The following is an 18,204-nucleotide window of genomic DNA, read 5'->3' as shown; positions in this document are numbered from 1 at the left end:
CGACACGGGCGACGAGGACGAACCCGAGGACGCCCGGAAGACCGCCTCCGGCGCCGATGCGGACGGGGCCGCAGGCTCCGGGGACGACGGGGACGAGCCGGCGGCGGATGACGCCCCCGGGGCCGGGACCGCCAGGGACGGGAGGACCGGAAGCGGGACCGCCGCCGCCACGGCCGACGCACCCCGCGACGAGAACGCGCCCGAGGACACCGGAACGGACACGGACACGGACGCACCGAAGTCCGGACCCGCGGACGACACGGGCGACGAGGACGAACCCGAGGACGCCCGGAAGACCGCCTCCGGCGCCGATGCGGACGGGGCCGCAGGCTCCGGGGACGACGGGGACGGGGCCGCAGGCTCCGGGGACGACGGGGACGAGCCGGCGGCGGATGACGCCCCCGGGGCCGGGACCGCCGGGGACGGCGAGCCGAAGTCCGGGGACGAGGGACGACAGGGCGGGCGGCCGAAGGCCGAGGGCCCCGTCGATCAGCCCACCGCCGTGTTCCGGACCGGGCGGCCCTCCGCGCCGGCCGTGGACCAGCCCACCACCATGCTCAAGCTCGGCGACGTGGGCCGCACCGCCGATCCCGAGCGGACCAGCACGTTCGTGGCGCTCAAGCGGGACGAGGACCTCGGTGTCCGCAAGCCGCCCGCCGCTCCCGCCACCCCCGCCGGGGCCACCTCCGCCCTCCCGCAGGTCGGCCCCGAGCGGACCACGCAGCAGCCGCTGCCGCCCAAGCCGCCGCTGGACCTGCTGGCCGAGTTGACCAACACCCCGCCGCCGCCGCAGACCCCGCTGCGGACGGCCGTGCGGCGGGTCAAGATCTGGGCGCCGCTGGTCGTGCTCCTCGTGATCGCCTTTGCGATCGCGCAGGCCGTGCGCCCGCTGCCGGCTCCCACCCTGGTGCTCACCGCGGAGGACACCCACACCTTCGACGGCGGCCGGGTGAAGCTGCCCTGGCCGGACGAGGGCCAGGGCTGGATGAGCGGCGACGGCATCGGCACGATGGACCACTTCGGTGGGCAGAAGCCGGTCGCCATCGGCTCGGTCGCCAAGACCATGACGGCGTACATCATCCTGCGCGAGCACCCGCTGAAGCCCGGTGAGGAAGGCCCGAAGATCGAGGTCGACGCGAAGGCGGAGGAGGAGGGCGGCTACTACAAGGACGGCGAGTCCACGCTCCACACCGTCAAGGCCGGCGACTCCCTCACCGAGAAGCAGGCGCTGTCGGCCGTCATGATCCCCTCCGCGAACAACATCGCGCGTCTGCTGGCGCGCTGGGACGCGGGCTCCGAGGAGGCGTTCATCAAGAAGATGAACGACACCGCCGAGGAGCTCGGGATGACCAACACGACGTACACCGACCCCTCGGGGCTGAAGGAGACCACCGTCTCCACCGCCGAGGACCAGACGAAGCTCGGCATCGCGGCCATGAAGATCCCGGCCATGGTGGCCATCACCAGCGCCGCCAGCTGGACGGACCCGTCCGGGAAGTACTGGAGCAACTACAACGAGCTGCCCTACACCATGGGCGCGATCGGCATCAAGACCGGCTCCACCACCAAGGCCGGCGGCAACCTGCTCTTCGCCGCCCGCAAGGAGGTGGACGGCAAGACGGTCACCGTCGTCGGCGCGATCCTCGGCCAGCACAAGGGCCCGTCGATCCTGGGGACGGTCAACGACGTCAGCGAGCCCGCGCTGCGCGCCGCCCAGGAGGCGCTGACCTCGGCGAAGATCCTGAAGAAGGGCGACGTCGTCGGGTACGTGGACGACGGTCTCGGCGGCCGTACGCCCATCGCCGTCACCGAGGACGTCAAGGCGGTCGGCTGGGCGGGTCTGTCGGTGAAGCTGACGTTCGCCGCGGAGGAGCTGCCGCACACGGCGAAGTCCGGCACGAAGGTGGGCGTGCTTACCGTGGGTGACGGATCGAGCGGTGCCGTCAAGGTGCCGGTCGCCCTGCAGGAAGACCTCGTGGAGCCCGGCTTCACGAGCAAGCTGACGCGTCTGTCCTGACCCGGGGACGTACGAGCCAGGCGGCCGCCGCCCACCCGGGCGACGGCCGCCTGGCTGCGTGCTAGCGTCACGAAACGGGCAAGCAGAACGGGAATACGGGGAGTGTCTTCAGGTGGCCACAGCGGAGCCGACACGCGCCGACGACGCCGATCCGGGCCCGGGATCCGGCCCTCGAATACCGCCGTCCGGGACACCGCGGCCCCCCGGGGACACCGAGGACGCCCCCGGCGCCCCCATGGCCGTCGTCCTCGCCGTGCGCGCCCGCATGCTGCGGCACCCGGTGCTGTCCGTCACCGCGCTCGCCGGGCTGCTGCACATCGTCTGGTTCTTCACCTTCGCGAACAGCGGCGGCGACCTCGCCGCACAGGACGCGTGGGCCGAGTTCGTCGGCCGGCACCCGGACTCCGCGTACAACCTCGCCTGGTACGGCGGCATGCACCCGGTGTCGTACAGCGTGGTGTCGCCGTATCTGATGTCGGTCTTCGGCGTGCGGACCACGATGATGATCGCGGGCACGGTGTCGGCGGGACTGCTGACACTGGTGCTGATGCGCAGCCGGGCGGTACGCAATCCGCTGTGGGCGGCGCTCGCGGGCGTGTTCGCGCTGCTGTGCAACGCCGCCTCGGGGCGGGTGACGTTCGGGCTCGGCACGATGTTCGCGCTCGGCGCGGTCGCCGTCGTCTTCTGCTGGCCCCACCGGTGGCGCTACAAGCGCTGGGCGAAGGCGCTGTGCGCGGCCCCGCTGGCGGCGCTGGCGACCATGGCCTCGCCGGTCGCGGGGCTGTTCGTCGGCCTGGTGGCGGTGGCGCTGTTCCTGCAGAAGCGCCGGCCGGGCGCGTGGGCGCTGGGTCTCGCGCCCACCGCGGTGGTGGCGGTGTCGGCCTGGCTGTTCCCGTTCTCGGGGACCCAGCCGATGGGCATCGGCTCGGTGATCCTGCCGCTGCTGTACTCGGTCCTGGTGTACGTCCTGGTCCCCGCGGAGTGGCGGACCGTGCGGATCACGTCCGCCGTGTACGGGCTCGGGATCGTGCTGGTCTGGCTGATCAGTTCGCAGATCGGGTCGAACATGACCCGGCTGGCGATGCTGTTCGGCGGGGTGGCGCTGCTCGCGGCGCTGCCGTTCGCGGTGCCGAGGTCCCTCAAGTGGTACGCGATCGTCGTCGCCTTCGTCGGCTTCACCGGCTGGATCGGCTTCAAGTCGGTCGACGACGTCGTGCACACCACGCCGCGCGCGTCCTGGGCGCGCGAGCTGGCGCCGCTGGTGAACGAGCTCCAGGAGGTCGGCGCCGAGCGGGGCCGCGTGGAGGTCGTCCCGGCCCGTTCGCACCGTGAGGCGTCCGCCCTCGCCCCGTACGTCAATCTGGCCCGCGGCTGGAACCGGCAGGCCGACATGGAGCGCAATCCGCTCTTCTACGACGACACCCTGAACTCGGCGAACTACCGGGAGTGGCTGAAGCGCTGGGGCGTGCACTTCGTGGTGCTGCCGAAGGACGAGCCGGACGGCGACGGCGGCCAGCGGGAGCGGGAGCTGGTGCAGCGCGGGCTGCCGTACCTGAAGCAGATCTGGGGCGACGCCAACTGGCAGCTGTTCGCGGTGGACGCGCCGACCCCGCTCGCGGAGCCGAACACGGTGGTGGAGCGGGCCGAGCAGGGCGAGTGGACGCTGCGGGTGGAGAAGGCGGGCCGGATCCTGATCCGCGTGCCGTACTCGCCGTGGCTGGGGCTCGTCGACGCCGAGGGCGACGCGCTCGACCCGCCGCAGGAGACGGAGGCCTCCGAGAACCGTCCCGAGGGGGAGCCGAGGACGTACGAGAACGTCCACGGCTGCCTGATGGAGACGGAGGAGGACGCGGACGGCGACACCTGGACGACGCTGCTCGCGCCGAAGCCGGGCACGTACCGCCTGGCGGCTCCGTACCAGTGGGACCGGGGCACCCCCTGCCCGGACGAACTGCGCTGACCTCGCGGGTCCCGGTCCCGAGGACCCCGGACCCGGGGGTCCCGACCCCTCCCCTCTGTTCATATGCATGAACAGAGGTCAGTGAGTCGAACATTTTTACTTCCTCTTGACCCGACGATTTCTTGTCGTGCCCTCGCCACCCCGCCCACGATGAGCGGGCACTTCGCGACCTTCCCCGTCCCTACCCCGCTCAGGCGAAGTGCCAACCAGCTGAGTGGAGTTCACAAGGCGGACCCTGGAAGGGGGGACATGAACAGTCTCGACTGGGCGGTTCTCATCGGCTACTTCGCCGTGATGGTCGGCATCGGCGTCTGGTCCCACAAGCGGGTGGACAACGTCAGCGACTTCTTCACGGCCGGCGGCAAGATGCCCTGGTGGCTCTCCGGCATCTCCCACCACATGTCGGGGTACAGCGCGGTGATGTTCACCGGCTACGCCGGCATCGCCTACACCTACGGCGTGACGTCCTTCGTCACCTGGTCCTTCCCCATCGCCTTCGGCATCGCCATCGGGTCCAAGCTGTTCGCCCCGCGGATCAACCGGCTGCGCTCCCGGCTCCATGTGGCCTCTCCGCTGGAGTACCTGAAGAACCGTTACGACCTGAGGACCCAGCAGGCGCTGGCCTGGTCCGGCATGCTGCTGAAGATCGTGGACGTGGGCGCGAAGTGGGCGGCCATCGCCACCCTGCTGTCGGTGTTCACCGGCGTCTCGCTCAACCAGGGCATCCTCATCACCGGCGTCGTCACCGCGATCTACTGCACCATCGGCGGCCTGTGGGCGGACGCGCTGACCGAGCTCGGGCAGTTCGTCATCCAGCTGCTGGCCGGCGTCGCGATGTTCGTCGCGGTGGTGCTCGAACTCGGCGACCACGGGGGCTTCCTCGGGGCGTGGGACGAGCCGGAGCTCCAGGGCCACGGGGAGCCGCTGGTCGGACCGTACGGCACGGTCTTCCTGCTGGCGTTCCTCTTCATCAAGCTGTTCGAGTACAACGGCGGCATGCTCAACCAGGCCCAGCGCTACATGGCCACCCCCGACGCCCGCGAGGCGGAGCGCTCGGCACGGCTGTCGGCGGTGCTGTGGCTGGTCTGGCCGGTGATCCTGTTCTTCCCGATGTGGATGTCGCCGCTGCTGGTGGAGTCCCAGAAGGCGGACGGCTCCGACTCCTACGCCCTGATGACCGAGCAGCTGCTGCCGCACGGCCTGCTGGGTCTGGTCATCGTCGGTTTCTTCTCCCACACGATGGCCATGTGCTCCTCGGACGCCAACGCCATCGCGGCCGTCTTCACCCGTGACGTGGCGCCGGTGCTGTCGGCGAGGGCGCGGAGCTGGGGCGAGCGGTCCGGCCTGCTCGCGGCCCGGATCACGACGGTGGTCTTCCTCGGCCTGTCCATGGCGGTCGCCACCCAGGTCAACTCGCCGGCCTTCAAGGACATCATCACGGTCGTCATCAAGTGGGTGGCCGGACTGATGGGCCCGATCGCCATCCCGATGATGCTGGGCCTGCTGCGGCCGTTCCGCCGCTCCGGCCCGACGGCGGCGCTCACCAGCTGGGCCCTGGGCCTGCTGGCCTTCTGGCTGGTGAACTACCCGATCCACTGGGCCGTCGACGGCGGCGTGCCACTGGAGTACCAGGTCTCCGTCCCGCTGGCGGTCTCGCTGGTCCTGTACGTCCTGATCGGCTACGCGAAGCCGGAGGACACCCCGGAGCGGATGGCGATCATCGAACGCGTCAACACCGACGGCGACGACGACGCGGCCGCGGCGGCGGTCCCGGCCCCGGCGGAGAGGACCGCCCGGGCGCGGGACTGACGGCCCTCAGGCGCCCCTGGGATATCTCGCCAGCCAGGCGGGGGACGAGCCGGCGGGCCCGTGCAGTGCGGGCCCCTGGGTCATCTCCATCGCGAAGTCGTCGGCGAGCTCCAGGATCGTGGGACGGCCCTCCAGCTCGGCCAGCCAGGCCGGCGGGAGGGCCGTCTCGCCGTGCAACGCCCCGAGCAGCCCGCCGGTCAGCGCCCCGGCGGCGGCGCTGGGTCCGTCGTGGTTCACGGCCAGGCAGAGCCCCTGCCGCACGTCCTCCGCCACCAGCGCGCAGTACACGGCGGCGGCGAGCAGCCCTTCGGCGGTGGCGTTCCCGACCAGCTCGGTGACCCGTCGCGGGGTGGGCATCCCCTGTCGCACGGCGTCCAGCGCGTGCTGGAGCGCGTCCGACACCGGCTGGTGCCCCGGCCGGGCGGCCAGCAGCACGAGCGTGCGCTGCACCGCCGCGTCCAGGCTCTCGCCCCGGGCCAGCCCGTGCACGATCACGGCGTACGCGCCCGCCGCGAGGCAGGCGACCGGATGGCCGTGGGTCTGCGCCGCGCACTCCACGGCGAGCTGCGCGACGAGCTGCGGCTCCCAGCCGACGAGCAGCCCGAACGGCGCGGACCGGGCGGCGGCCTCGGGCCCCGCCCCACCGGGGTTCTTGGGCGCCTCGAGCGTCCCCATGGTGTCGTCCCCGAGCCCCAGCAGCAGCGTGCGGGCGGGGTCCCGGCGGGCGTACAGCCACTCCTCGCGCGCCAGCCATCCGTCGTCCCTGCGCCGCTCGTCCGGACCCCAGTCCCGCTGGGTGGTGGCCCAGCGCAGATACGCCCGGTGCAGATCGGTCGGCGGGTGCCAGGCGCCGGTGTCGCGCCGCACCTGGGCGCGGATCAGGCCGTCCACGGAGAAGAGGGTGAGCTGGGTGTGGTGGGTGACGGCGCCGCGCCGGCCGTAGGCGGGGGCGAGGTCGACGAGGCCCTCCGTGCCGTGCGCCTGGCGGATCCCGTCGGCCGTCACCCCGTCCACGGGCGCGCCCAGCGCGTCCCCGAGGGCGACCCCGAGCAGCGTCCCGCGCACCCGGCCGCGGAAGTCCTGCTGCTCGCGCCGCCCCCACACGGGCCCGGCAGTACCGCCCACCAAGACCTCCCGGGGCACCGTCCGTACGTACGACGCCCAGCACTGTAATCGAACGGGGACGGTGGGTTCAGGGGGCGATCGGTACGCGGGGTGAGAAGCGTGTGAACCGTACGACCGGAAGCGGCCGGCCGGGGTCCCCGCCCGGCCCGGCGGCGCGGAGCGCGCCCCTCGCCCGCCTTCCGGCCCACCTCGCGCGGACCCGGGGCCTCCTGGATACGGGCCGCCGCACGGGGGAAGGAAACCGTCATGTCCGCCACAACCTCACGCGGCGCGTTACGCCTCGCCGCCACGCTGCTCACCGCCTCCGTCGCCCTCTACATGGCGCTGGTCGCCTTCGGCAACATCACGGACTTCGGGACCAACCGGGAATTCGTCCGGCACGTGCTCGCGATGGACACCACGTTCGGGGACGAGGACCTGATGTGGCGCGCGATCACGAACGAGGGCGTGCAGGACGCCGCGTACGTCGCGATCATCGTCTGGGAGACGGCCGCCGCGCTGGTCCTGGTGTACGGCACCTGGCTCTGGACCCGCCCCGACCCCGCACGCGCCCGCCGCGTCTCCACCTACGGCCTGCTGATGGTGATGCTCCTCTTCGGCGCGGGCTTCACGGCGATCGGCGGCGAGTGGTTCGCGATGTGGCAGTCGGAGGACTGGAACGGCCTGGACGCGGCCCTCCGCGTCTTCGTCCTCAGCGGCGTGGTCCTGCTGGTCGTCCACCTGCCGGTGACTCACGCCGCAAGGGACGACGCCCGCTGAGGGTCCGCAGCGCCTTCGCCCGTGACCACCCGGGCGGGGTGGCCGGGAAGGTCCGGGTGCGCCGCGGCTACTCGACGACCCGGACCGTCGTGCCCGCCGCGCCGAAGGTCCACAGGGCCTTGCCGTCGGGTTTGCCGACGCGGATGCCGCCCGTCCGCGCGCCCGGGTCGGCGGGCGGGGGCGAGGAGCCGTCGACCGCGTTGGAGAAGGCGACGAAGACACCGGACTTCTGGGCGAAGTACATGATGTGCTCGACCTCCACCCCGTCGCTGCCGGTGGTGGCCTCGGTGCGCTTGCCGATCGTGTACGTGCCGGGGTCCGGGGAGACCGTGCCCGGCCAGACCGCGAAGGAGCGCCGGGGCGTGTCGCTGGCGTCCACCAGCCAGACCCGCTTCTCACCGAGGGAGTAGACGATCCGGCGGCCGGTGCCCGAGTCGGCCGGCACCGGCGCCGGCTTCCTCTTCCCCTCCGGCTCCGCGGACGGTTTCGCGTCCGCCGTCGCCGACGCGCTCGGCCGGGGCGTGGCGGCGACGGGCTTCGTCCCCTGGTCCGCCTGGACGGCCAGGACCGCCACCGCGGCAATCGCCCCCGTGGTCAGCCCGGTCACCCAGGCCCACGAAGGAAGACGGGCAGGCACCGGTACGCATCTCCTCAGCTACGGGTCCCGATCGAGGGCCACGGGTTCCGGCCCGAAGGCCGCGGGTCCCGATCGAACGCGGTTCGGATCATCCTACTGCCAGCCCCCGCGCTTCCCCGGTCCCTCTCATTCCAGTACCGGCAACAGCTCCGGCAGGTGACCGTCCGAGGCCTCCGCCGTACGGCGGCGCTCCTCCGGCACCTCGCCGTACAGGGTCGTACGGGGTTTGGCGGGGCGTCCGGCGGCCTCCGCGACCGCGATCAGGTCCTTGACCGACTTGTAGGAGCCGTACGACGAGCCCGCCATCCGCGAGATCGTCTCCTCCATGAGCGTCCCGCCGAGGTCGTTCGCCCCGGAGCGGAGCATCTCCGCCGCCCCCTCCGTGCCCAGTTTCACCCAGCTGGTCTGGATGTTCGGGATGTGCGGGTGCAGCAGCAGGCGGGCCATCGCCGTGACCGCGCGGTTGTCGCGGACCGTCGGCCCCGGGCGGGCGATGCCGGCCAGGTAGACGGGGGCGTTGGTGTGCACGAAGGGAAGGGTCACGAACTCCGTGAACCCGCCGGTCCGCTGCTGGATCCCCGCCAGGGTGCGCAGGTGGCCCAGCCAGTGGCGGGGCTGGTCGACGTGGCCGTACATCATCGTCGAGGAGGAGCGGATGCCCAGCTCGTGGGCGGTGGTGACCACCTCGGTCCAGGTCGCCGCCGGCAGTTTGCCCTTGGTCAGGATCCAGCGGACCTCGTCGTCGAGGATCTCGGCGGCCGTGCCGGGGATGGTGTCCAGGCCGGCCTCCTTCGCCGCCGTGAGCCACTCCCGGATCGACATGCCGGTGCGGGTCGCGCCGTTGACGACCTCCATCGGGGAGAAGGCGTGCACGTGCATGCCGGGGACGCGCTCCTTCACCGCCCGCGCGATGTCGAAGTACGCCGTCCCGGGCAGGTCGGGGTGGATGCCGCCCTGCATGCAGACCTCCACCGCGCCCACGTCCCACGCCTGCTGGGCGCGGTCGGCGACCTGGTCGAGCGAGAGCGTGTAGGCGTCCGCGTCGGTGCGGCGCTGGGCGAAGGCGCAGAAGCGGCAGCCGGTGTAGCAGACGTTGGTGAAGTTGATGTTGCGGGTGACGATGTACGTCACGTCGTCGCCCACCGCCGACCTGCGGACGTCGTCCGCGATCCGGCACAGCGCGTCCAGGGCGGGCCCGTCGGCGTGCAGCAGCGCCAGCGCCTCGGCGTCCGTGAGCTTCGTCGGGTCGTCGGCCGCCGTGCGCAGGGCCTCGCGCACATCGGTGTCGATGCGCTCGGGCACCATGCCGGGGGCGGCGGCCTCGCGCAGGGCGTCCCAGTCGCCGTAGACCTCGTCGAAGTCCTCGCGCCGGTCGCCGGTGCGGCCCTCGGTGTCGATGGTGCGGTGCAGATCGGTGCGGCCGGTCGCGGTGAACGCCTCGTCCGGTTCCTGCCAGGGCAGCCCCCGCGGGAGGACGTCGGGGCGCGCCAGGCCCGTGGCCGGGTCGGCGAGGGCGGCCACGTGGGGGCGCAGCCGCGGGTCCAGCCACGGCTCGCCGCGCCGCACGAACTCCGGGTAGACGCAGAGTCGTTCGCGCAGTTCGAAGCCGGCCGCCCGGGACTTCTCGGCCAGTTCCTCGATCCGCGGCCAGGGGCGCTCGGGGTTGACGTGGTCGATGGTGAGCGGGGAGACCCCGCCCCAGTCGTCGATGCCGGCCGCGATCAGCCGCCCGTACTCGGCGTCGACCAGGTTCGGCGGGGCCTGCAGACAGGCCGAGGGGCCGAGGACCAGCCGGGCGACGGCGACGGCGGCGACCAGTTCGTCCAGTTCCGCGTCCGGCATGCCGCGCATCGCGGTGTCCGGCTTGGCGCGGAAGTTCTGGATGATCAGTTCCTGGATGCCGTGGTGGGCGCGGGCGACCTTCCGCAGCGCGAACAGCGACTCGGCGCGCTCCTCGTAGGTCTCCCCGATGCCGATGAGGATGCCGGAGGTGAAGGGGACCGAGGAGCGGCCGGCGTCCTCCAGGACCCGCAGCCGCACGGCCGGCTCCTTGTCCGGGGAGCCGTGGTGGGGGCCGCCGGGCTCGGACCACAGGCGGGTGGCGGTGGTCTCCAGCATCATGCCCATGGAGGGCGCGACCGGCTTGAGGCGCTGGAAGTCCGTCCAGCTCAGGACGCCCGGGTTGAGGTGCGGGAGGAGTCCCGTCTCCTCCAGGATCCGGACGGAGACGGCGCGGACGTAGGCGATCGTGTCGTCGTAGCCGTGCGCGTCGAGCCACTCGCGCGCCTCGGGCCAGCGGTCCTCGGGCTTGTCGCCGAGGGTGATGAGGGCTTCCTTGCAGCCGGCGGCGGCGCCCTTGCGGGCGACGTCCAGCACCTCGTCCGGCGACATGAACATCCCGTGCCCGGCCCGGCGCAGCTTGCCGGGCACGGTGACGAACGTGCAGTAGTGGCACTTGTCCCGGCACAGCCGGGTCAGCGGGACGAAGACGCTCTTGGAGTACGTGATGACCCCGGGCCGCCCCGCCGCCTCGAGCCCCGCGTCCCGCACCCGGGCGGCCGACGCGGAGAGATCCTGAAGGTGCTCACCGCGCGCCTGGAGCAGGACCGCCGCCTCGGAGACGTCCAGGGAGACGCCGTCCCGGGCGCGTCTGAGGGCGCGCCGCAGGGAGTTCTCGGTGGGGCCGCCGGTTCCGGTGGTCACGGAAGTCGTCATTCTCTGAGCATACGTTCGGACAGCTCAGGCCCCCTCTCCCTCCACGAACGGCTGGAACGCGTCCAGCGCCCGCAGCACCCCCGCCTCCCCCTCCGGCGGCAGCTGCACCACGACCTCCTCGATGCCCAGCCCCGCGAAGTGGGCCAGCTTGCCCGCGCTGGGCAGGACGGCGTACGGCACCACCTGGAGGGCCCCGGGGTCGCGGCCCGCGTCGGCCCAGGCGGCGCGCAGCGCGGGCAGGGCCTCCGTCAGGCCCCGCCCGCCGATCGGCAGCCAGCCGTCGGCGTACTCGCAGACGCTCGCGAACAGCTTCGGGCCCGCCGCCCCGCCGACCAGCGTGCGCGGCCCGACCACCGGTCCGCGCGGCTTCTGCACCGGCTTGGGGTGCGCGAAGCTCGCCCGCACGCTCCCGAACTCCCCTTCGTACGCCGTCGGTTCGTCCGCCCACAGCGCCCGCATCAGCCCCATCCGGTCCCGCACCAGCTCCCGCCGGGTCCGCCACTCCACGCCGTGGTCGGCGGCCTCCTCCACGTTCCAGCCGAAGCCGAGGCCGAGCGTGAACCGGCCGCCGGAGAGGTGGTCCAGGGTCGCGACCTGCTTGGCCAGGTCGATCGGGTCGTGCTGCGCGGCGAGCGTGATGCCGGTGCCGAGCCCCAGCCGTTCGGTGACGGCGGCGGCCTGCCCGAGCGCGACGAAGGGGTCGAGCGTGCGGCCGTACTCCCGCGGCAGCTCCCCGCCCGCCGGGTACGGGCTGGTGCGCTCGACGGGGATGTGCGTGTGCTCCGGCAGGTACAGCCCGGCGAACCCGCGCTGCTCCAGCTCACGGGCGAGCCGGACCGGGGTGATCGTCTCGTCGGTGAGGAAGATCGTGACGGCGATGCGCATGAGTGGCCTTTCGTACGCGGACGACGGACCCATACCTACCCGTGCGGCCCCCATCTGTCCATACCGACCGGTCGGCACCCCCTCCCCGGATCCGCTCAGTGGAAGGCCAGCCAGCCGATCCCCACGACCGCCGTGAAACCGCCGGCCGCCAGGTCGGCCGGCCGGTGGCGGCGCAGCGCGAAACCGAGCAGCACGGCGGTGAGCAGCACGGCGACCGTTCCGATCGCGCCCTTTACGGGGCCGTGGCTGAAGCCGAACTCGTTGATGTGCCGGATGACCCAGACGAACCAGGCGAGTCTCATGGTCTGCCCTCGATCCCCTTCTCCCGTACGGCGGTTCGCCGTTCACCACAAAGGTCGCACACCGGCGTCCCCGTCCTCCCCCGCCGCCGCGCGGATTCCGGGGACGGGGAAGGACGGGGACGCGGACGGATCGGGACGACCGGGGGGCGGACCTGTGTGGGCCCGGTGACGACTCCCCGCTCCCCGCGTGACCGCCGTGTGACCGCCGTGTGATCGCCGTCTCGCACGACTGCCGCTTCCGCCATGAACAAGGCAAACTGGCGTAGTTGCTCGGGATGCAGAGGGGGACTGGATGGACGGTGTGCCGCGAGGACCGGAGCAGCGGCGTCCCGGCTCCTCGGCGGAGCCGGAGGCGCTGCGCTTCAGCGTGCTCGGCCCGGTGCGCGCCTGGCGCGACGGCGAGCCGGTCGCCGCCGGCAGCCCTCAGCAACGCGCCCTGCTCGCCGCCCTGTTGCTCCGCGAGGGCCGTACGGCCACGGCGGCCGAACTCATCGACGCTCTGTGGGGCGAGGAACCGCCGTCCCAGGCGCTGGCCGCGGTGCGCACCTACGCCTCCCGGCTGCGGAAGGTACTGGACCCCGGTGTCCTGGTCAGCGAGTCCGGCGGCTACGCGGTGCGCGGGCTCGACGAGGGCGCACTGGACCTCGCGGCGGCGCAGGAGCTGGCGGCACAGGCGGAGAAGGCGCGGAACACCGGGGACCTGCACCACGCGCGGGAGGCGCTGAACCGCGCGCTGTCCCTGTGGGACGGCGAGACGCTGGCGGGGGTGCCGGGACCGTACGCGGAGGCCCAGCGGGTCCGCCTGGAGGAATGGCGGCTCCAACTCCTGGAGTCCAGGCTGGACATGGACCTGGAGCAGGGCTGCCACGCGGAGGCGGTCTCGGAACTGACGGCGCTGACGGCGGCGCACCCGCTGCGGGAGCGGTTGCGCGAGCTGCTGATGCTGGCCCTGTACCGCAGCGGCCGCCAGGCGGAGGCGCTCGCGGTGTACGCGGACACCCGCCGTCTCCTCGCCGACGAACTCGGCGTCGACCCGCGCCCCGGCCTCCAGGAACTCCAGCAGCGCATCCTCCGGGCCGACCCGGGCCTGGCGGAACCGTCGGCCCCCATGGCGGAACCGGTGGCGGTCCCCGTCCGCCCGGCCCAGCTCCCGGCGACGGTGCCGGACTTCACGGGGCGCGCGTCCTTCGTTCGGGAGCTGAGCGGGATCCTCGCGTCGGCGTCCGGGGAGGGGGCCCGGGTGATGGCGGTGTCGGCGCTGGCCGGCATCGGCGGCGTCGGCAAGACGACCCTCGCCGTCCACATGGCCCACCGGGCCCGGGCCGCCTTCCCCGACGGCCAGCTGTACGTCGACCTCCAGGGCGCCGGCGCCCGGTCCGCGGAACCGGAGACGGTCCTGGGCTCCTTCCTGCGCGCCCTCGGCACGGCGGACTCGGCGATCCCGGAATCGCTGGAGGAGCGGGCGGCGCTGTACCGCTCGGTGCTGGACGGCCGCAGGGTCCTGGTGCTGCTGGACAACGCGCGGGACGCGGCGCAGGTGAGGCCCCTGCTGCCGGGGACGGCGGGCTGCGCGGCGCTGGTGACGTCGCGGGTCCGGATGACGGGCCTGGCCGGCGCGCACCTGGTCGACCTGGACGTGATGTCGCCGGAGGAGGCACTGGCGCTCTTCACGAGGATCGTCGGCGAGGAACGGGTGAGGTCCGAGCGCGAGGCCGCCCTGGACGTGGTGGCGGCCTGCGGGTTCCTGCCGCTGGCGATCCGCGTCGCGGCGTCCCGCCTGGCGTCGAGGAGGACGTGGACGGTCTCGGTGCTGGCGGCGAAGCTCGCGGACGAACGCCGCCGGCTGGACGAGCTCCAGGCGGGGGACCTGGCGGTGAAGGCGACCTTCGAGCTGGGTTACGGACAGCTGGAGCCGGCCCAGGCACGGGCGTTCCGGCTGCTGGGGCTGGCGGACGGCCCGGACATCTCGCTGGCGGCGGCAGCGGCGGTCCTGGACCTGCCGGCGGAGGACACGGAGGACCTGCTGGAGTCCCTGGTGGACACGTCCCTGCTGGAGTCGGCGGCGCCGGGGCGGTACCGGTTCCACGATCTGGTGCGGCTCTACGCGCGTGCGTGCGCGGAGCGGGACGAACAGCCGCCGGACGAGCGGGAGGCGGCGCTGTCGCGGTTGCTGGACTTCTACCTGGCGACGGCGGCGGAGGTGTACGCGATCGAGCGGCCGGGTGACAGGCTCATCGATCACCTCGAACCGACCCAGTACGACGGGCTGCGGTTCAGCGAGCGGCAGGACGCCCTCGACTGGCTGTACGTGGAGGCCAATTCCCTTCTCTCCAGCGCCCGGCAGGCACTCCGGGGCGACCGGCTCCGCCGGGGCGTCGACCTGTTGTGGGCCGCCAAGGACCTGGGCGAGTCGGGGGCGAACTCCAAGCAGTACGAATGGGCCGCGGTCGCCGCCAAGGAGGCGGCACGGGCCGCGGGGGACCGCCGGGCCGAGGGAAGGGCGCGCACGGCGCTGATCAACGTCCATCTGGTCGCAGGCCGGTACGACGAGGCCGAGGAGGAGGCGAGCCGAGCCGTGCGGCTCGCACAGGCGGTGGGGGACTTCATCCCGCTCTACTGGGCCAGCAACGACCGAGGGATCATCGCGTTGATCCAGGGGCGCAACAGCGACGCGGAGGAGCACCTCCTGACGGCCATCGACGGATCGAGGCAAGACGGCAACGCTCCGCTCGAGGCGAGCGCCCTGTGCAACCTTTCCCGCGTCCGCCTGGCCATGGGCAACACCGCGCACGCCATCAGGCTCGCGCAGGAGGGCATCCGCATATACGACCGGCTGGGCCTCACGCTCCGCCTCGCCAACGCCCGCTACGCGCTGGGGCTGGCCTACACCTCGGCCGGGCGCATCACCGAGGCGCTCGCCGAACTGACCGAGGCACTGAGGATGTTCCGGACGAACCGGCAGCGGCTCTGGGAGGGGACGACCCACTTCCGCATCGCACAGGCGCACTTCGCCGCGCAGTCGCCCGCCAGTACGGCACAACACGCCGAGCAGGCACTCGCCGTCGGCTGTATCGGCGGTGATCGCATGCGGGCCAACGTCCTCACGACCCTCGGTGAATCCCTGGACGCGCTGGGGCAGTCGGACCGCGCACGGGCCTGCTGGCGGGAAGCCCTGTCCCTGTACGAGCAGGCCGGCGCCGCGGAGGCCGAAGCAGTACGGGCACGGCTCAGCCCGGCGTCTGCGGTCTGAGCGGTCCGGGCGGTCCGTCCGCAGGACGTTCATCGAACGTTTATGGCTCGCTGCGAGGCTGAGCCCACTGATCCGTCGCGTCGGGGGGCAAGCGGATCGGCGGCTCCCACCGCCTAAGGTGAGAGCCCGCATCGTCCTTGTCCGGCGGCTCTCGGGGGAACCGCCGGACAAGGACGACCTGAACGTCCACTCGCACACGGGGAGAAGCCGCAGCATGAGCGACGTCAAGAAGACCCAGGACGAAGAGATCACCACGCTGGACAACCACGCGCCCGCTCCGCCGAAGGGCGGCGAGTTCGTCACGATGGACAACCACGCACCGGCCCCGCCGGCGAACGACCCCGTCGTCACTCTCGACAACCACGCCCCGGCTCCGCCGGCTCTGAACCTCGACGGCGGCAAGTAGCCGTCCTTCCCGCACGGGGATCGGCCGCGGCGGCGCGGAGGGGGAGCCGTCGCGGCCGATGTGCGTCCGGCGTCGGCCGGGAACGCGATGCCGGTGGGCCCGCGGGACGGCGTCGTGGTGCCGCCCGGCCGGCACCCGCCCGGCGCATCGCCCGACCACCGACGGGGCCGAGGCACTCGCCGCGGGGAGCGGGGCCTCACGGCCGCCACGGCGCCCGTGAGGCCCACCGGCGGGACACGGCCCGCTCCGACGGGGTCGCCCGGAAGTCCGGCACGTCCCGCGCTCCGGGGCGGCGGAGGTGTCCCTCCCGCCGGCTCCGAGCGGCCGTCGGGCCACCCGCGGTCCCCGGTCGGGTCAGCCGGCCGGCTCGGCGAACATGCCGGGTTCGCACGTGGCGATCCGGGTCACGTCCCCGTCGCCGATCCCCACCCGGACCGGCACCGTCCCGGACCCGGGTACGGCGACGTCCTGGGAGTGGGTGACGACCTCCGCGCCGGTCTCGTCCTCGAACCTCACGGTGACGGTGAAGACGCCGTCCGCGGTGTTCTGGTTGACGACCTCGACCAGGGCGTACGGGGTCTCCTTCGAGGCGCAGGCCATCAGGGACACCAGGGCGTCCTGCTCGGACGAGGAAGCGCTTCCGCCCCCGTCCCCCGCGTCGTTGTGGTCGTGGTCGTCATCGTCGTCGCGGTGCGAGCCGCCGCCCGAGCCCGACGACGAGTCGTGGTTCTGGCCGGAGCTGCTGCAGCCGCCGCCCCCGTCGCCGCTGCCGCCGCCGTGACCGCGACCGGTCGAGAAACCGGTGAGGGCGAGGACGACGAGTGCCGAGACCGCTGTGAGCCTGAGTGTGTTCCCCCGGGAATGCATGACCGCCAGGCTATCGATCTTCGTGTCACTGACATGTCACCGTCTGGCGACCGCCGCGTCCCCGGCGTAGCGTCTGCGGCGGGAGCGGCGGGCCGCCGCTCCCGGCGGCGACGGCCGCCGTCCGACCGCCCTTCCGTGCACCCCGGTACGACGGCCGTCCCGCACCCCGCCTACGCCGTGCGGGCCGTGCCCGTCCCCTTCTCCGCGTCCAGCGCGTACACGCAGCGGTCCTTGCTGCACGCGTACACCACGCCGTCCCGGACCACCGGGGAGCCGGTGATCTCGCCACCGGTCGCCAGCTTCCACCTCAGGCGGCCGTCGTCGGCCTTCAGCGTGTACAGCAGGTGGTCGCTGGAGCCGAAGTGGATGCGGCCCTCGGCGACCGCGGGCGCGCCCACGATCTCGCCGCCGGACTGGAAGCGCCACTTGGGCGTGCCGGTGACCGCGTCCAGGGTGTACAGGCCCTTGCCGCTGCCCACGTGGACGTGGCCGGCGGCGACCAGGACCGGCTCGACGGAGGCGCGGGACTCGGTGGCGATGCGCCAGCGGTCGCGCCCGTCGGTGGCGTCGAGGGCGTAGACCGTGCCGAGGTAGTCGGCGAGGTAGAGGCCGCCGCCGGTGACCGCCGGGCCGGGGACGAACGCGGGCGGGGCGAGGAAGACCGCCGGGGCCTCGAAGTGCCAGCGGACGTGGCCGGTGGTGACCTCCAGGGCGAGGACGCGGGTGCCGGCGCAGACGTAGACGTAGCCGTCGGGGGCGTGCGTCACGCGGACCGGCACGCCGCCGCAGGAGGCCGCGTCGCCGATCGGGTACGACCAGCGCTCGTCGCCGGTGCGGGCGTCGAGGGCGCGCAGCCGGGCGTCCTGCCAGACGTAGACCGTGCCCTCGTGGACGGCGGGGCCGGCCTCGGGGGACTCGAAGTCGGTCTGGCAGCCGGTGACCTCCCACAGCTTCCGCCCGGTGGACGCCTCCCACGCCTGGACGCCGCCGCCGCGCGTGCCGGTGACGACGGTGCCGCGGTCCGCCTTGAGGGAGTACACCCAGGCGTCCGTGGACAGCCGCCACAGGTCGCCGCCCTCACGGGCGTCCAGGGCGAACAGGGTGGGCCCGTCGGAGGCGTGGATACGGCCGTCGGCGACCGCCATCGACCAGGCGACGTCACGGGTCTTGAAGCGGCGCCGGCCGGTGGCGACGTCGAGGGCGTGCACCTCGAAGGAGGTGACGTAGACGAGGTCGCCGTCGACGGCCGGGGTGCCCCAGACGTCGTTGGACATGCGGAAGCGCCACGGACGCCAGCCGCCGGGCTGCTCCGGGGCCGCGGTGGGCGCCGTGGGCGCCGGTACGGCCGGGTCGGCGCCGTTGACGCCGGGGCGCGGCTTGGACCAGATGGCGGCCAGGGCGGCCTCCGGCCGGGGTGCCAGGGCGGCGGCCGCGCGCGTGTCGGCGACGCGCGGGCCGGGTCCGATGGGCAC

13 protein-coding genes are annotated in these 18,204 nt (G+C 73.2%); 6 read left to right on the top strand and 7 right to left on the bottom strand.

The features are described from left to right. From ABTY20_RS32015 to ABTY20_RS32005, 3 genes are all read left to right on the top strand, one after another. Window positions 1–2,017, top strand: a 2,017-nt coding sequence (locus ABTY20_RS32015) for a D-alanyl-D-alanine carboxypeptidase (protein WP_352000653.1), incomplete at its 5' end; no start/stop codon positions are given. 112 nt (window positions 2,018–2,129) lie between these two features. Beyond that, window positions 2,130–3,977 carry a DUF8823 domain-containing protein gene (locus tag ABTY20_RS32010; protein WP_352000652.1) on the top strand — a complete coding sequence of 616 codons (1,848 nt, stop codon included), beginning with the start codon at window positions 2,130–2,132 and terminating at the stop codon, window positions 3,975–3,977. A gap of 249 nt (window positions 3,978–4,226) precedes the next feature. Next, window positions 4,227–5,786: a sodium:solute symporter family protein gene (locus tag ABTY20_RS32005; protein ID WP_352000651.1), complete on the top strand. Its 1,560-nt coding sequence runs from the start codon at window positions 4,227–4,229 to the stop codon at window positions 5,784–5,786. Between the two features lie 6 nt (window positions 5,787–5,792). Here ABTY20_RS32005 and ABTY20_RS32000 read toward each other — a convergent pair whose 3' ends face one another. Next, window positions 5,793–6,911 carry an ADP-ribosylglycohydrolase family protein gene (locus tag ABTY20_RS32000; RefSeq protein WP_352000650.1) on the bottom strand — a complete coding sequence of 373 codons (1,119 nt, stop codon included), beginning with the start codon at window positions 6,909–6,911 and terminating at the stop codon, window positions 5,793–5,795. A 246-nt stretch (window positions 6,912–7,157) separates the two neighbouring features. Between ABTY20_RS32000 and ABTY20_RS31995 the strand changes: the two genes are divergently transcribed. Then, on the top strand, window positions 7,158–7,670 hold the full coding sequence (locus tag ABTY20_RS31995; protein WP_352000649.1) for a DUF2165 domain-containing protein: 513 nt from the start codon (window positions 7,158–7,160) through the stop codon (window positions 7,668–7,670). Window positions 7,671–7,737: 67 nt separating this feature from the next. Here the strand turns inward: ABTY20_RS31995 and ABTY20_RS31990 are convergent, their stop codons facing one another. From ABTY20_RS31990 to ABTY20_RS31975, 4 genes are all read right to left on the bottom strand, one after another. Beyond that, window positions 7,738–8,307, bottom strand: coding sequence for a hypothetical protein (locus ABTY20_RS31990; RefSeq protein WP_352000648.1), 570 nt, complete (start codon window positions 8,305–8,307; stop codon window positions 7,738–7,740). A gap of 126 nt (window positions 8,308–8,433) precedes the next feature. After that, window positions 8,434–11,022: a bifunctional FO biosynthesis protein CofGH gene (locus ABTY20_RS31985; protein WP_352000647.1), complete on the bottom strand. Its 2,589-nt coding sequence runs from the start codon at window positions 11,020–11,022 to the stop codon at window positions 8,434–8,436. A 24-nt stretch (window positions 11,023–11,046) separates the two neighbouring features. Then, on the bottom strand, window positions 11,047–11,907 hold the full coding sequence (locus ABTY20_RS31980; RefSeq protein ID WP_352000646.1) for an LLM class F420-dependent oxidoreductase: 861 nt from the start codon (window positions 11,905–11,907) through the stop codon (window positions 11,047–11,049). A 95-nt stretch (window positions 11,908–12,002) separates the two neighbouring features. Then, window positions 12,003–12,209 carry a hypothetical protein gene (locus tag ABTY20_RS31975; protein WP_352000645.1) on the bottom strand — a complete coding sequence of 69 codons (207 nt, stop codon included), beginning with the start codon at window positions 12,207–12,209 and terminating at the stop codon, window positions 12,003–12,005. A gap of 292 nt (window positions 12,210–12,501) precedes the next feature. Between ABTY20_RS31975 and afsR the strand changes: the two genes are divergently transcribed. Next, entirely contained in the window at window positions 12,502–15,459 is a 2,958-nt protein-coding gene (gene afsR / locus ABTY20_RS31970; protein WP_352000644.1) for an SARP-family global regulator AfsR, read from the top strand. Between the two features lie 214 nt (window positions 15,460–15,673). Further along, complete coding sequence (gene afsS, locus ABTY20_RS31965) at window positions 15,674–15,865, top strand: regulatory protein AfsS (RefSeq protein ID WP_352000643.1); 192 nt, start codon at window positions 15,674–15,676, stop codon at window positions 15,863–15,865. A gap of 354 nt (window positions 15,866–16,219) precedes the next feature. Here afsS and ABTY20_RS31960 read toward each other — a convergent pair whose 3' ends face one another. Together ABTY20_RS31960 and ABTY20_RS31955 are read right to left on the bottom strand one after the other, a co-directional pair. Then, window positions 16,220–16,732: a hypothetical protein gene (locus tag ABTY20_RS31960; RefSeq protein ID WP_352000642.1), complete on the bottom strand. Its 513-nt coding sequence runs from the start codon at window positions 16,730–16,732 to the stop codon at window positions 16,220–16,222. 170 nt (window positions 16,733–16,902) lie between these two features. Next, window positions 16,903–18,204, bottom strand: a 1,302-nt coding sequence (locus tag ABTY20_RS31955) for an outer membrane protein assembly factor BamB family protein (RefSeq protein WP_352000641.1), incomplete at its 5' end; no start/stop codon positions are given.

It is taken from the genome of Streptomyces sp. NPDC126497 (assembly GCF_040302425.1).
In the GTDB taxonomy this organism is placed as follows: domain Bacteria; phylum Actinomycetota; class Actinomycetes; order Streptomycetales; family Streptomycetaceae; genus Streptomyces.
This window is presented reverse-complemented; position numbering and strand designations above follow the sequence as displayed.